The 14,679-nt window shown below is 40.3% G+C and carries 11 protein-coding genes, 1 tRNA gene and 3 pseudogenes; 12 read left to right on the forward strand and 3 right to left on the reverse strand.

The annotated features are described in order from the left end of the window. Positions 1-2 precede the first annotated feature (2 nt). The 5 genes from GG9_RS03865 to infB all read left to right on the forward strand — a co-directional run bounded on the left by GG9_RS03865 (position 3) and on the right by infB (position 5,052). Positions 3-140, forward strand: a complete 138-nt coding sequence (locus GG9_RS03865; RefSeq protein ID WP_005631621.1) for a hypothetical protein — start codon at positions 3-5, stop codon at positions 138-140. 107 nt (positions 141-247) lie between these two features. Next, a tRNA-Met gene (locus GG9_RS0108725) sits at positions 248-324 on the forward strand. Positions 325-546: 222 nt separating this feature from the next. Further along, complete coding sequence (gene rimP, locus GG9_RS03860) at positions 547-1,002, forward strand: ribosome maturation factor RimP (protein WP_005631623.1); 456 nt, start codon at positions 547-549, stop codon at positions 1,000-1,002. A 16-nt stretch (positions 1,003-1,018) separates the two neighbouring features. Beyond that, positions 1,019-2,506, forward strand: a complete 1,488-nt coding sequence (gene nusA / locus GG9_RS03855; RefSeq protein WP_005631625.1) for a transcription termination factor NusA — start codon at positions 1,019-1,021, stop codon at positions 2,504-2,506. Between the two features lie 11 nt (positions 2,507-2,517). Then, entirely contained in the window at positions 2,518-5,052 is a 2,535-nt protein-coding gene (gene infB, locus GG9_RS03850) for a translation initiation factor IF-2 (RefSeq protein WP_005631627.1), read from the forward strand. A 54-nt stretch (positions 5,053-5,106) separates the two neighbouring features. Here the strand turns inward: infB and GG9_RS09780 are convergent. The 3 genes and pseudogenes from GG9_RS09780 to GG9_RS03845 form a co-directional block, all read right to left on the reverse strand. Then, positions 5,107-5,635: pseudogene (locus GG9_RS09780) on the reverse strand (IS3 family transposase); the annotation flags it as partial. Positions 5,636-5,686: 51 nt separating this feature from the next. Then, positions 5,687-5,932: pseudogene (locus GG9_RS09795) on the reverse strand (IS3 family transposase); the annotation flags it as partial. Beyond that, on the reverse strand, positions 5,917-6,270 hold the full coding sequence (locus tag GG9_RS03845) for a helix-turn-helix domain-containing protein (RefSeq protein ID WP_005631634.1): 354 nt from the start codon (positions 6,268-6,270) through the stop codon (positions 5,917-5,919). The gene GG9_RS03845 and the pseudogene GG9_RS09795, both read right to left, overlap by 16 nt. Before the next feature lie 234 nt (positions 6,271-6,504). On the opposite strand from GG9_RS03845, the gene rbfA reads away from it, so the two are divergent. From rbfA to GG9_RS03815, 7 genes and pseudogenes are all read left to right on the forward strand, one after another. Then, positions 6,505-6,891, forward strand: coding sequence for a 30S ribosome-binding factor RbfA (gene rbfA / locus GG9_RS03840; RefSeq protein WP_005631636.1), 387 nt, complete (start codon positions 6,505-6,507; stop codon positions 6,889-6,891). Further along, positions 6,891-7,812: pseudogene (truB, locus tag GG9_RS09315) on the forward strand (tRNA pseudouridine(55) synthase TruB). The gene rbfA and the pseudogene truB overlap by 1 nt, the downstream one beginning before the upstream one ends. An 89-nt stretch (positions 7,813-7,901) precedes the next feature. Continuing rightward, entirely contained in the window at positions 7,902-9,026 is a 1,125-nt protein-coding gene (tyrA, locus tag GG9_RS03835) for a bifunctional chorismate mutase/prephenate dehydrogenase (RefSeq protein ID WP_005631642.1), read from the forward strand. A gap of 77 nt (positions 9,027-9,103) precedes the next feature. Beyond that, the gene (locus tag GG9_RS03830; RefSeq protein WP_005631644.1) at positions 9,104-9,457 is read left to right on the forward strand and encodes a helix-turn-helix domain-containing protein; all 354 of its coding nucleotides are present in this window, start codon (positions 9,104-9,106) and stop codon (positions 9,455-9,457) included. Beyond that, positions 9,445-10,263 (forward strand): IS3 family transposase, encoded by an 819-nt coding sequence (locus GG9_RS03825; RefSeq protein ID WP_237702622.1) that lies wholly within the window; start codon positions 9,445-9,447, stop codon positions 10,261-10,263. Before GG9_RS03830 ends, GG9_RS03825 begins: the two co-directional genes overlap by 13 nt. Positions 10,264-10,377: 114 nt before the next feature. Beyond that, positions 10,378-11,808 carry a glycogen synthase GlgA gene (gene glgA, locus GG9_RS03820; RefSeq protein ID WP_005631647.1) on the forward strand — a complete coding sequence of 477 codons (1,431 nt, stop codon included), beginning with the start codon at positions 10,378-10,380 and terminating at the stop codon, positions 11,806-11,808. 227 nt (positions 11,809-12,035) lie between these two features. Then, the gene (locus GG9_RS03815; protein WP_005631650.1) at positions 12,036-14,504 is read left to right on the forward strand and encodes a glycogen/starch/alpha-glucan phosphorylase; all 2,469 of its coding nucleotides are present in this window, start codon (positions 12,036-12,038) and stop codon (positions 14,502-14,504) included. Positions 14,505-14,679: the final 175 nt, after the last annotated feature.

Consider the following 14,679-nt stretch of genomic DNA (forward strand, 5'->3'; position numbering starts at 1 on the left):
AAATGATGAAGAAAACACTTTTTATTATTGTATTATCAAGCATATTAGCTGCTTGTACTGTAGGTGGTGGCGTCAGCACTGGTGGCGGAAGTAACGGCGTTGGATTAGGACTAGGGATTGGCTCTGGTATTCGATTCTAGTGATGATGAAAAGTGCGGTAAGTTTTTAGTAAAGTTTTTTAAGGAACTTAGTAAAACTTCTTGCATTTTTAAATTTTTTACCACTATAATGCACCTCATGTTTCGGACGCGGGGTGGAGCAGCTTGGTAGCTCGTCGGGCTCATAACCCGAAGGTCGTTGGTTCAAATCCAGCCCCCGCAACCAATAATAAGTTCAGTAAAAGAACCCCAGTTTTGGGGTTTTTTTCTATAAGAAATTTAGTAACTGGGCTTAGGTTCTTATGAACCTAACCCTTTTTTTATGCCTGAGATTTAATAAACTATCTTCTTACTATTACTAAAATAGAGGAGATAAGTATTGTTTAGAATAAGGTTTCATAAGGTTATGATATAGTGCGATGAATTGCACCTTATATAGGAGTAGAAATTGGCTACATTAGAACAAAATTTACAAGAAATGCTACAAGATGCAGTAGAAGATTTAGGCTGTGAATTGTGGGGGATTGAGTGTCAGCGTACGGGACGTTTTATGACAGTGCGTTTATTTATAGATAAAGATGGTGGTGTGACGGTTGATGATTGTGCTGATGTGAGTCGTCAAGTGAGTGCAATTTTAGACGTGGAAGATCCAATTGCGGATAAATATAATCTAGAGGTATCCTCACCAGGTTTAGATCGTCCGCTATTTACCTTGTCGCAATTTGAACGCTATATTGGGCAAGATATCGCAGTGCATTTGCGAATTCCAGTGATGGAACGCCGTAAATGGCAAGGTAAGTTAGAGCGTATTGAAAAGGATATGATTACTTTAATCGTTGATGATCAAGAACAAATTTTAGTCTTTGGAAACATTCAAAAAGCGAATGTTGTTGCAAAATTTTAAAAGGAGAAAAAGAGAAATGAGTAAAGAAATTTTACTGGCGGCAGAAGCGGTATCCAATGAAAAATTATTACCACGTGAGAAAATTTTTGAAGCATTAGAGAGTGCGATTGCGATTTCTACTAAGAAGAAGTTTGAATATGAAACGGATATTCGCGTTTCAATTAATCCAAAAACAGGGGAATTTGATACTTTTCGCCGTTGGTTAGTCGTAGATGAAGTAAAAGTACCAACGAAGGAAATTACTTTAGAAGCGGCACAATTTGATGATCCAAATTTGCAACTTGGAGAGTATGTGGAAGATCAAATTGAATCTATTGCATTTGACCGTATTGCAATGCAAACGGCACGTCAAGTTATTAGCACTAAAATTCGTGAAGCTGAACGTGCAAAAGTGGTTGAACAATTTCGTGAAGAAGAAGGAAAAATTGTAACAGGCACCGTAAAAAAAGTAAGTCGAGACAGTATTATTTTAGACCTTGGCAATAAAGCGGAAGCGATGATTGCACGTGAAGATATGTTACCACGTGAAAACTTCCGTCCGGGAGATCGTGTTCGTGGGGTGCTTTATAAAGTAAATCCTGAAGGCAAAACTGCACAATTATTTGTGACACGTTCTAAACCAGAAATGTTGATCGAATTATTCCGTATTGAAGTGCCTGAAATTGGCGAAGAAATGATTGAAATTCGTGGTGCAGCTCGTGATGCTGGCTCTCGCGCTAAAATTGCAGTGAAATCAAATGATAAGCGAATTGATCCAGTTGGTGCTTGTGTAGGAATGCGTGGTGCGCGTGTTCAGGCAATTACCAATGAACTTGGTGGTGAGCGTGTAGATATCGTGCTTTGGGATGATAATCCAGCACAATTTGTGATCAATGCAATGGCACCTGCGGATGTTTCTTCTATTATCGTTGATGAAGATAATCATTCTATGGATATTGCCGTTGAAGCTGATAACCTTGCTCAAGCCATTGGTCGTAATGGTCAAAACGTGCGTTTAGCAACACAATTAACGGGTTGGACACTAAACGTAATGACGACTGATGAGTTAAATGCAAAACATCAAGCAGAAGATAACAAAGTGTTAAACTTATTTATTAACGCATTAGAACTTGATGAAGAATTTGCTCAAATCCTTGTAGAAGAAGGCTTCACAAGTTTAGAAGAAATTGCTTATGTGCCAATGAATGAATTGACAGCAATTGATGGTTTAGAAGATGAAGATCTTGTTGAAGAACTTCAAACCCGTGCTAAAAATGCGATTACAGCCGCAGCAGTAGCTGAAGAAGAAGCACTGAAAAAAGCGAATGTTGAAGATCGTTTATTGAATTTAGAGGGAATGAATCGTCACGTTGCGATCAAACTAGCAGAAAAACAAATTACCACCCTTGAAGAACTCGCAGAACAAGGCGTTGATGATTTAACTGATATTGAAGAATTAACCGCAGAACAGGCCGCAGATTTAATTATGGCTGCACGTAATATTTGTTGGTTTGGCGAAGAATAAGGAGAGTAGTAATGACTGAAGATGTTAAGGCTGATGCGCCAAAAAAATTAAGCATCCAACGCAGAACAAAAACAACAGTGAGTAGCACCACAACTGGTGGTAAAAGTAAAGAAGTACAAGTAGAAGTACGTAAAAAACGCACAGTAAAAACTGATATTGCTCAACAAGAAGAAGCAAAATTAAAAGCACAGCAAGAAGCGGAAGCGAAAAAAATTGCTGAACAAAAAGCAGCAGAAGAAAAAGCTCGTTTAGAAGCTGAAAAAGCGGCAGCTAAGAAAGACGCTGATGAAAAATCAAAAGCTGAAAAACCGAAAGCAGAAACCGCTAAATCAGCAAAAAGTGCGGTAGATTCTAAAGCTAAATTCGTTGATCCTGAAAAAGAGAAACGTAAAGCAGAAGAAGCGGAACTTCGTCGTAAAGCTGAAGAATTAGCTCGTCAAAAAGCAGAAGAACAAGCTCGTCGTGCAGCAGAAGAAGCTAAACGTTATGCTGAGGCAGATGATTCAGACAATGAATCTTCTTCTGAAGATTATTCTGATTACAACTTAAGTTCAAAATATGCACTTGAAGCAGAAGATGAAGAAGATCGTCGTAATGAAAATCGTGGTCGTGGCAAAAATAAAGTAGCGAAAGCGAAAAAAGGTGGTCGCGACGATGAAAATAGCAAAAATTCGAAAAACGAGCGCGAATCTAATCGTAAAAATCAAAAAGATGCTAAGTTTGGTAAAGGTAAAAACGGCAAAAAAGGTGCCGCACTTCAACAAGCCTTTACTAAACCGGCTCAAGTAGTTAAAGCGGACGTAGTTATTGGAGAAACCATTACTGTCGCTGAATTAGCGAACAAGATGGCTGTAAAAGCAACTGAAATCATCAAAATGATGATGAAGATGGGAGAAATGGTTACTATCAATCAAGTTATCGACCAAGAAACCGCTCAATTAGTAGCAGAAGAACTTGGCCATAAAGTGATTCTTCGCAATGAAAATGAGCTTGAAGAAGCGGTATTAGGCGATCGTGATGTAAACGCAGAAAAAGTAACCCGTGCGCCAGTTGTAACCATCATGGGTCACGTTGATCATGGTAAAACCTCTTTACTTGACTATATTCGTAAAGCGAAAGTTGCTGCAGGCGAAGCGGGTGGTATTACTCAACATATCGGTGCGTATCATGTAGAAATGGATGATGGCAAAATGATTACCTTTTTGGATACTCCGGGACACGCTGCGTTTACTTCTATGCGTGCACGTGGTGCTAAAGCAACAGATATTGTTGTTCTTGTTGTTGCTGCCGATGATGGTGTGATGCCTCAAACTATCGAAGCGATTCAACACGCAAAAGCAGCAGGTGCACCTTTAGTGGTTGCAGTAAATAAAATCGATAAACCAGAAGCAAACCCAGACCGTGTTGAGCAAGAATTATTACAACATGATGTCATTTCTGAAAAATTCGGTGGTGATGTGCAATTCGTTCCAGTATCAGCGAAGAAAGGTACAGGGGTTGATGAGTTATTAGATGCAATCTTACTTCAATCTGAAGTACTTGAATTGACCGCTGTAAAAGACGGCATGGCAAGTGGTGTAGTCATTGAATCTTATTTGGATAAAGGTCGTGGCCCTGTGGCAACTATCTTGGTGCAATCAGGTACACTACGTAAAGGTGACATCGTACTTTGTGGTTTTGAATATGGTCGTGTACGCGCAATGCGTGATGAAAACGGAAAAGAAGTGGATGAAGCAGGCCCTTCAATTCCAGTTGAATTATTAGGTCTTTCGGGCGTGCCGGCAGCGGGTGATGAAGCAACCGTTGTACGTGATGAGAAAAAAGCACGTGAAGTGGCGTTATATCGTCAAGGTAAATTCCGTGAAGTGAAATTAGCTCGTCAGCAAAAAGCGAAACTTGAAAATATGTTTAGCAATATGTCTGAAGGCGATGTGGCTGAATTGAATGTCATTGTGAAAGCGGACGTACAAGGCTCTGTAGAAGCGATTGTTCAAGCGTTAAATGAACTTTCTACCAATGAAGTAAAAGTTAAAGTTGTTGGTTCTGGTGTAGGTGGTATTACTGAAACTGATGCAACTTTAGCAGCTGCATCTAATGCTATCATTGTTGGCTTTAACGTTCGTGCTGATGCATCTGCACGTCGTGTCATTGAAGCGGAAAACATTGATTTACGTTACTACTCAATCATCTATGAATTGTTGAATGAAATTAAAGCAGCAATGAGCGGTATGTTAGAGCCTGAATTTAAACAAGAAATTATTGGCTTAGCTGAAGTTCGTGATGTCTTCCGTCATCCGAAATTTGGTGCAATCGCAGGCTGTATGGTGACCGAGGGTGTAGTGAAACGTAACAACCCAATCCGTGTATTACGTGACAACGTCGTTATCTTTGAAGGGGAATTAGAATCTCTTCGTCGTTTCAAAGATGATGTATCTGAAGTTCGTAACGGTATGGAATGTGGTATCGGCGTGAAAAACTACAACGATGTAAAAGTCGGCGACCAAATCGAGGTGTTTGAAGTGGTTGAAGTTAAACGTTCAATCTAACCTTTAACAAAATAAAGGGCGGTTAAAATGATCTGACCCCAAAAAGTTAGACAGTTATTTAAAGGATTGTTTTCGATATTGTATCGGACTCAGTCCTTTTAATTTTAGTTGAATCCGTCGGTGGTTATAGTAATCCAAATAATCCCTGACGGCATCAACTATCTCCTCTTTTGTTTTAAATTCCCGACCATAAAAACATTCCGTTTTTAACCGCCCAAAGAAAACTTTCCATTGCGGCATTGTCCAAGCAATTCCCTTTTCTCGACATACTTTGAATGATGCCATGTTCAGCTAAGATTCGACGATAAGCTACCATTTGATATTGCCAGCCTTGGTCTGAATGTAAAATGACACCATAAGCTTTGTTTAATCCTTTTGACGGCTTGCATTAACATGTCCTCTACTTGTGCCCCAGTTTGGGGAATAGCTGAGATTATAGGAGACTATCTCATTGTTAAATAAGTCTAAAAATAGGGGATAAATAGACTTTACTTCCATCTTTCGCCTTAAACTCGGTGATATCAGTTACCCATTTTTGTTTCGGGGCTGTTGCACTAAAATCGCGTTCAAGATGATTTGGTGCAATCACCCCTATCGTGCTTCGATAGGTGGTAAATTTCTTGCTTTTTCTTGACCGCACTTGAAGCCCAAGTGCCTGCATTAAGCGTTGGACTTTTTTATGATTTACGCCTGGCAAGCAGGCATGAACGCGTCGGTAGCCATAATCAGGATGATTGGCTTTGATGCGTTTAATGGCCTTTTTCAGCGGCTCATCCTTATCTAGTTTAATCTGAAGTTTAGCAAAAAACGTACTACGCGCTAACTGTGCAAAGCCTAAAAGCCATTTTAACGGATAGCGGGTTCTTAACCTTTGGATAATTTCTGTTGCTCGGCTTCGTCCTGAAGTCTGAGCCTTCTCAACTCCTTTAGGTAGGCTACCTCCGCTTCAAGCTGTAAAATTCTCAAACGTAAACGCTCTTCTTCAGTTTTGGGTGGCGGCGACATTCTGGCATATTTGGGTTTCATCGGCGGTCGTCCTGATGGTTTACGGGGAATCAGTCCTTTTATGCCATTTTTTTCAAACCGTTTCAACCATGTCCCGACTAAGGCGTTGGAAGGAATATTATAAAAACGCGCAGCTTCTCTAATACTCATTTTCCCATTCAAAATAGGTTGGAGAACCTGTAATTTAAATTCTATTGTGTAGTGTTTACCCATAAAAAATCTGCACCTCAATTGTTGGTTTGTTTAGTCCAACTTTTGGGGTGCAGATCAAAAATCATAGTGTTTTTAATCGCCCTTTTTCTTATCAACCCTCTTAAATAACCTTATTTTTAGATAAAAGAATATATTTAATTTGTCTAAAAACAGTACCAGGTTGAAAGGGATTTTTGCGTGCTAAATCCTATGATTTCCAGTAGAATGAGGCGCTTTTATAAATAAGGAATAACTATGGCAAGAGAATTTAAACGTAGCGATCGCGTCGCTCAAGAAATACAAAAAGAAATAGCAGTCATTTTACAACGCGAAGTGAAAGATCCCCGTATTGGGATGGTGACGGTTTCTGATGTGGAAGTGTCGAGTGATTTATCTTACGCAAAAATCTTTGTGACTTTTTTATTCGATCACGATGAAACGGCAATTGAGCAAGGCATGAAAGGCTTAGAAAAAGCATCGCCTTATATTCGTTCGTTACTAGGCAAAGCGATGCGTTTACGTATCGTGCCAGAGATTCGCTTTATTTACGATCAATCCTTAGTGGAAGGGATGCGTATGTCAAATCTTGTGACAAATGTTGTGCGTGAAGATGAGAAAAAACACGTTGAGGAAAACAACTAATGTCTAGACCTCGTAAACGCTGGCGTGATGTTGATGGTGTGTTTTTGTTGGATAAACCACAAGGCATGTCATCAAATGACATTATGCAAAAGGTGAAGCGTTTATTTCAAGCGAACAAAGCAGGGCATACTGGCGCGCTCGATCCGTTGGCAACGGGGATGTTGCCGATTTGCTTGGGGGAAGCAACTAAGTTTTCACAATTTTTGCTTGATGCCGATAAACGTTATCTTGTTACGGCAAAATTAGGCGAACGTACCGATACTTCCGATGCGGAAGGGCAAGTCGTGGAAACACGTGAAGTTCATGTTGAAACTCAGCAAATTTTGACCACACTAGAACAATTTCGTGGTGATATTTTGCAAGTACCGACCATGTTTTCTGCATTAAAACATAACGGCAAACCGCTTTTATGAATATGCGCGCCAAGGTATTACGGTTGAGCGTGAGGCACGTCCAATTACGATTTTTGAACTCAATTTTATTGAATATCACGCACCTTATTTAACCTTAGAAGTGCATTGTTCAAAAGGCACTTATATTCGCACTTTAGTAGATGATTTGGGTGAAGTGCTAGGTTGTGGCGCACATGTGACAATGTTACGCCGTACAGCAGTAGCGGATTACCCCGTAGCAGAAATGATGCCAATCGATGAGTTACAACTACTTGCTGAAAGTTTTCCATTAAGTGAATTAGATCGTCTATTACTGCCAACAGATACCGCAGTAAGTAAATTGCCCGCTTTTCATTTGAATGTAGAGCAGAGTAAAGCCATTGGTTTTGGTCAGCGAGTGAAATTTGCTAACGACCAGCAATTAAGCGGTCAAGTGCGGTTATTTTCAGAGGAGAATTTATTCTTAGGCGTGGCATTGATCGATGGAAATATTATTCGCCCACAACGGTTAATTACGCAATCCGCATAACTTCATTGCCTTTCTTATAAAATTCTAGTAATCTCATCTGTAATTAATTTTTTACAATATGTGTGAATTAAATTTTACAGGTGAGTTTTATGGAAGCCCTTAAGGATTTACGTTCTGAAATTGATTCGCTTGATCGCGAACTTATCCAACTTTTTGCTAAACGTCTTGAATTGGTTTCTCAAGTCGGTGAAGTTAAACATCAACATGGATTACCTATTTATGCGCCTGAGCGTGAAATAGCAATGCTCCAAGCTCGTCGTTTAGAAGCTGAAAAAGCAGGCATTTCAGCCGATTTGATTGAAGATGTCCTACGCCGTTTTATGCGCGAATCCTATGCCAATGAAAACCAATTTGGCTTTAAAACCATCAATCCTAATATTCACAAAATTGTTATTGTGGGCGGTTATGGTAAATTAGGTGGTTTATTTGCCCGTTATTTACGAGCATCTGGCTATCCAATTTCTATCTTAGATCGCGAAGATTGGGCGGTGGCTGAAAGTATTTTAATGAATGCTGATGTCGTGATCGTTTCCGTTCCTATTAATCTCACCTTAGAAACAATTGAACGCTTAAAACCTTATTTAACGGAAAACATGCTACTTGCAGATTTAACCTCTGTTAAGCGTGAACCGCTAGCGAAAATGCTTGAAATCCATTCTGGTGCTGTTTTAGGTTTACATCCAATGTTTGGGCCAGATATTGCAAGTATGGCAAAACAAGTGGTTGTACGTTGTGATGGACGTTTTCCTGAACGTTACGAATGGTTACTTGAGCAAATTCAAATTTGGGGCGCAAAGATTTATCAAATAGATGCCGCAGAACACGATCACAATATGACTTATATACAAGCTTTGCGCCATTTTTCAACTTTCGCGAATGGTTTACACCTTTCCAAACAGCCCGTTAATCTTGCTAATTTATTGGCGCTTTCTTCTCCTATTTATCGCTTAGAACTTGCGATGATAGGTCGTTTATTTGCGCAAGATGCAGAGCTTTACGCCGATATTATTATGGATAAGCCAGAAAATTTAGCGGTAATCGAAACGCTAAAAAAAACTTACGAAGAAGCTTTAACTTTCTTTGAAAATAATGATCGTCAAGGTTTTATTGATGCTTTCCATAAGGTGCGTGACTGGTTTGGCGATTATTCAGAACAATTCTTGAGAGAAAGCCGTCAGCTATTGCAACAGGCAAATGATTTGAAGCAAGGGTAGGGGAAAGTGCGGTGAAATTTGATCGGCACCCCAAAAGTTGGACTCAACAAACCAACAATTGAGGTGCAGATTTTTTTATGGGTAAACACTACACAATCGAATTTAAATTACAGACTCTCCAACCTATTTTGAATGGGAAAATGAGTATTAGAGAAGCGGCTCGTTTTTACAATATTCCTTCCAACGCCCTAGTCGGGACATGGTTGAAACGGTTTGAAAAAAGTGGCATAAATGGACTGATTCCCCGTAAACCATCAGGACGACCGCCAATGAAACCCAAATATGCAAAAATGCCACCGCCACCCAAAACTGAAGAAGACCGTTTACGTTTGAGAATTTTACAGCTTGAAGCGGAGGTGGCCTACCTAAAGGAGTTGAGAAGGCTCAGACTTCAGGACGAAGCCGAGCAACAGAAATTATCCAAAGCTTAAGAACCCGCTATCCGTTAAAATGGCTTTTAGGCTTTGCACAGTTAGCGCGTAGTACGTTTTTTGCGAAACTTCAGATTAAACGGGATAAGGATGAGTTGTTGAAAAAGACCATTAAACGCATCAAAGCCAATCATCCTGATTATGGCTACCGACGTGTTCATGCCTGCTTGCCAGGCGTGAATCATAAAAAAGTTCAACGTTTAATGCAGACACTTGGACTTCAAGTGCGGTCAAGAAAAAGCAAGAAATTTACGACCTATCGAGGCACGATAGGGGTGATTGCAGCGAATCATCTTGAACGCGATTTTAGTGCAACGGCCCCGAAACAAAAATGGGTAACTGATATCACCGAGTTTAAAGCGAAAGATAGGAGTAAAGTCTATTTATCCCCTATTTTAGACTTATTTAACAATGAGATAGTCTCCTATAACCTCAGCTATTCCCCAAACTGGGCGCAAGTAGAGGACATGTTAATGCAAGCCGTCAAAGGATTAAATAAAACTTGTGGTGTCATTTTACATTCAGACCAGGGATGGCAATATCAAATGGTAGCTTATCGTCGAATCTTGGCTGAACATGGCATCATTCAAAGTATGTCGAGAAAAGGGAATTGCTTGGACAATGCCGCGATGGAAAGTTTCTTTGGACGATTAAAAACAGAATGTTTTTATGGTCGGGAATTTAAAACAAAAGAAGAGATAGTTGATGCTGTCAGGGATTATTTGGATTACTATAATCACCGACGGATTCAATTAAAATTAAAAGGACTGAGTTCGATACAATATCGAAAACAATCCTTTAAATAACAGTCTAACTTTTTGGGGTCAGATCAAAATTAACCGCACTTTCTGAACCTCCTCTTTAGCAAAGAGAGGAGTTGATCGAGCATTATTTACATTTACAGGGAAAACAAACACTCAATGAAAATCTTACACGTTTGCTCGGAACTCTATCCGCTCTTAAAAACAGGCGGGCTTGCCGATGTTTTAGGGGCATTACCCCAAGCACAGAACCAAATAGGGCTAGATGCCCGCGTTTTATTGCCTGCTTATCCTGCAATTACAGCAGGCATTCCGAATACCCAAGTGGTTGCCGAATTTGATAACTTCGCTGGGCACGTGGAGTTGCGTTATGGAGAATATAACGGTGTCGGGATCTATTTGATTGACGCACCGCACTTATATGGTCGCGAGGGCAATCCTTATCACGATGCCTATTACAATGACTACGGCGACAACTACAAACGTTTTGCCTTGCTCGGTTGGGTGGGCGCAGAATTAGCTACAGGTTTAGATAGCTGGTGGCGTGCAGAAATGGTACATGCTCACGACTGGCACGCAGGCTTATGTGCAGCGTATCTATTCAACAAAGGTCGCCCTGCGAAATCGGTGTTCACTATTCATAACTTGGCGTATCAAGGGCGGTTTTCTTATCATCATTTGTACGAAATTGGTTTGCCTGCGGGAATGTTTAATGTGGACGGTTTGGAGTTATTCGGACAAATTTCTTATTTAAAATCAGGCTTGTTCTATTCTGATGCAAGCACGGCGGTAAGCCCAACTTATGCAGAAGAAATCACGACACCTGAATTTGCCTATGGTTTGCAAGGCTTGCTTTCTGGCTTAAAAGCTCAAGGTCGTTTGGTGGGGATATTAAACGGCGTGGACGAAAATATTTGGCATCCGAACGTGGATCAATACATTCCGCACCATTACAAACTGAAATATATGGCAGGCAAAAAGAAAAATAAAGCCGAACTGCAGGCGTATTTCAATTTGCCACAAGATGAAAACGCGTTAGCTTTTGTGATGGTTACCCGTTTAACCGAGCAAAAAGGTGTCGATTTATTAATCGAAAGTGCGGATGAAATTGTTAAACAAGGCGGGCAGTTGATGATTTTAGGTTCAGGTGCACCGCACTTGGAACAAGGTATTCGTGAGCTTGCAGTGCAATATCCTAACAATATTGCGGTAAAAATAGGCTATGATGAAACCCTTTCGCATTTAATGGTGGCAGGTGGCGATGTGATTTTAGTGCCAAGCCGTTTCGAGCCTTGTGGCTTAACCCAACTTTATGGTTTGCAATATGGCACACTTCCACTTGTTCGTAAAACGGGTGGTTTGGCAGATACGGTGGTGGATAGCACTTCAGAAAGTATCAAAGCTCGCACTGCAACAGGTTTTGTGTTTAAACAGGCAACGGCAGATGATTTACGCCGCACCCTTCAGCACGCATTTTCAATTTGGAAGAAACCTAGAGCTTGGTCAATGATACGCACGGACGCAATGGAACAAGACTTCAGCTGGCGTAAAGCTGCAGAGCAATATAGAACGCTTTATGAACGCTTGTAGTTTTATTCATAAACTTTCTTAACAATCACACCGCTTGTGTAAGAATCTTTTGCAAGCGGTGTGATTGTGCTTGTTTTTTACAAAGATAAGCATAAAATTCGAACTACTTTTGTAGGCTGTGTAAACAACATTCATGCATGCAAAGAGCGGTCAAATTTTGATTGATTTTTGCAAATTCACACACTCTACGTTAATCATTTCTTAGCATTCTAATAGAGGTTTTACCTATGATAATGGATAACTTTGATTCTCCATTCCAATATAATCGTCCTGAAATGACCGTTGAAGCGATTAAAAAATCAATCGTTTACAAACTCATTTTCTTAATCGGTCGCTCACCGCGTGAAGCGAGCCAACGCGATTGGCTCAATGCAACACTTCACGCTGTGCGTGATTTGGTTACCGAAGGTTGGATTACCACTGCTCGCCAAACTCGTGCGGAAGTATTCTCGCCGTTGTTTACTACCTTTCAATGGAAATTTTTAATCGGGCGTACGCTATCTAATGCGATGATTGCAGAAGGCATTTATGGATTAGCACAGGAAGCACTTTCTGAATTAAATGTGGATTTAGAAGAGGTTTTAGAAAAAGAAGTTGATCCTGGCTTGGGTAATGGCGGTTTAGGTCGTTTAGCAGCGTGTTTTATGGATTCTATTGCGACCCTTGGTTTACCAGGTATGGGCTACGGTATTCGTTATGAATATGGTATGTTCCGCCAAAAAATTGAAAATGGTCAGCAAGTTGAGCGTCCAGATGCATGGCTTGAAAAAGGTGCACCTTGGGAGTTTATTCGCCCATCTAAACGCTTTACCGTAGAATTTGGTGGAAACATTCATTTCGAAGGCAAAAAATGTATTTGGCAAGATACCGAAAAAGTGACCGCACTTGCTTACGACCAAATGATTCCAGGTTATCAAAATAATTCTGCTGCGACATTACGTTTATGGTCGGCTCACGCAGGCGAAGTGTTTAACCTTGCTGACTTCAACCGTGGCGAACATTTAGCCGCATTGGAAGAACACTCCGCAAATAAAAACTTATCTCGCGTGCTTTACCCTGATGATTCTACGTGGAATGGTCGCGAATTGCGTTTACGTCAAGAGTATTTCTTAGTCTCTGCATCGCTTCAAGATATTTTACGCCGTCACAAACGCACCCACGATAGCCTTGAAAACTTGGCAGATAAAGTGGCGATCCACTTAAATGACACTCACCCAGCGTTAGCGATTCCTGAATTAATGCGTATTTTAGTGGATGATGAAGGTTTTGAATGGAAAAAAGCTTGGGAGATGACGCGTAACATTTTCTCTTATACCTGCCATACTTTAATGTCCGAAGCGTTAGAAACTTGGCCAGTGGAAATGATGGCGAAAATCTTACCACGTCATTTACAGATGATTTTTGAAATCAATGATCATTTCTTAGAGTATGTTCGTTCTTACGTAACTACGGACAACGATTTTATCCGCCGTGTTTCTCTTATCGAAGAAGGCTACCAACGCAAAGTGCGTATGGGCTGGCTATCCGTGGTAGGTTCACACAAAATTAACGGGGTTGCCGAAATCCATTCCGATTTAATGGTAACTTCAACCTTTGCAGATTTTGCTCGCATCTTCCCAGAACGTTTCACCAATGTAACAAATGGTATCACACCGCGTCGTTGGTTAGCCGTGGCGAACCCACAATTAGCCGCATTATTTGATAAATATATCGGTTCAGAATGGCGTTGCGATTTAAGCCAAATCGAAAAACTCAAACCGTTCGCACAAGAAAAAGCATTTAAAGAGGCTGTCGCTGATATTAAATTTGCTAACAAAGTGAAATTAGCGGAGTACGTAAAACGCGAGTTAGGGGTAGAGCTTGATCCGCATGCCTTATTTGACGTACAAGTAAAACGTATTCACGAATACAAACGCCAAATGTTGAACGTGTTGCATATTATCGCTCGCTACAATGAAATGCTTGCTAACCCTGAAAAAGATTGGCAACCGCGTGTATTTATTTTAGCTGGTAAAGCGGCTTCGGCTTATTATGCTGCGAAACAAACCATTCACTTAATCAATGATGTGGCGAATGTAATTAACAACGATGAACGTTTGAAAGGTCGCTTGAAAGTAGTGTTTATTCCAAATTACAGCGTGAGCCTTGCACAGCTTATCATCCCAGCAGCAGATATTTCTGAGCAAATCTCACTTGCAGGTACAGAGGCTTCTGGCACTAGTAATATGAAGTTTGCCTTAAATGGTGCATTGACACTGGGTACACTTGACGGTGCAAACGTGGAAATCTTAGAAAACGTGGGTAAAGATAACATCTTTATTTTTGGTAATACTGTGGAACAAGTGGAACAACTTCGTCGCGACGGTTATCGATCATTTGAATACTATCAAAATGATGCTCAATTACGCACAGTTGTGGATCAAATTATTGAAGGTAAATTCTCACCAGAAGATCCTCAACGTTATCATCAACTATTACAAGGCTTGCAATACCACGATTATTATCAAGCGTTCGCTGATTTCCGTAGTTATGTAGAAACTCAAAAAGCCGTAGATGAAAAATATAAACAACGCGATCAATGGATTGAAAGCACCATTCAAAATATCGTGAATATGGGCTTCTTTTCATCTGACCGCACGATTAAAGAGTACTCAGAGAGAATTTGGAAAGTCGAGCCTGTTCAATTAGGTGATTAATAATAAAATAGAAAACACCACAAGTTTTTGCTTGTGGTGTTTTTTATAGAAAGTGCGGTAAATTTTTGAGATGTTTTTTATATGAGATTTTTCGTGACCCCTATCACAATATCTTGTAAAACCACTTAAAAACGTTACCTATTTTCATTCAATCAATGATACAGTTGTATCCGTT

The organism is Haemophilus haemolyticus M19501 (assembly GCF_000222025.1).
Classification (GTDB): domain Bacteria; phylum Pseudomonadota; class Gammaproteobacteria; order Enterobacterales; family Pasteurellaceae; genus Haemophilus; species Haemophilus haemolyticus_G.

Coding starts and splice junctions, on each gene's coding strand:
- GG9_RS03865 (WP_005631621.1), top strand. CDS start 3: ATGATGAAGAAAACACTTTTTATTATTGTATTATCAAGCATATTAGCT.
- nusA (WP_005631625.1), top strand. CDS start 1,019: ATGAGTAAAGAAATTTTACTGGCGGCAGAAGCGGTATCCAATGAAAAA.
- infB (WP_005631627.1), top strand. CDS start 2,518: ATGACTGAAGATGTTAAGGCTGATGCGCCAAAAAAATTAAGCATCCAA.
- GG9_RS03845 (WP_005631634.1), bottom strand. CDS start 6,270: ATGGGTAAACACTACACAATAGAATTTAAATTACAGGTTCTCCAACCT.
- rbfA (WP_005631636.1), top strand. CDS start 6,505: ATGGCAAGAGAATTTAAACGTAGCGATCGCGTCGCTCAAGAAATACAA.
- tyrA (WP_005631642.1), top strand. CDS start 7,902: ATGGAAGCCCTTAAGGATTTACGTTCTGAAATTGATTCGCTTGATCGC.
- GG9_RS03830 (WP_005631644.1), top strand. CDS start 9,104: ATGGGTAAACACTACACAATCGAATTTAAATTACAGACTCTCCAACCT.
- glgA (WP_005631647.1), top strand. CDS start 10,378: ATGAAAATCTTACACGTTTGCTCGGAACTCTATCCGCTCTTAAAAACA.
- GG9_RS03815 (WP_005631650.1), top strand. CDS start 12,036: ATGATAATGGATAACTTTGATTCTCCATTCCAATATAATCGTCCTGAA.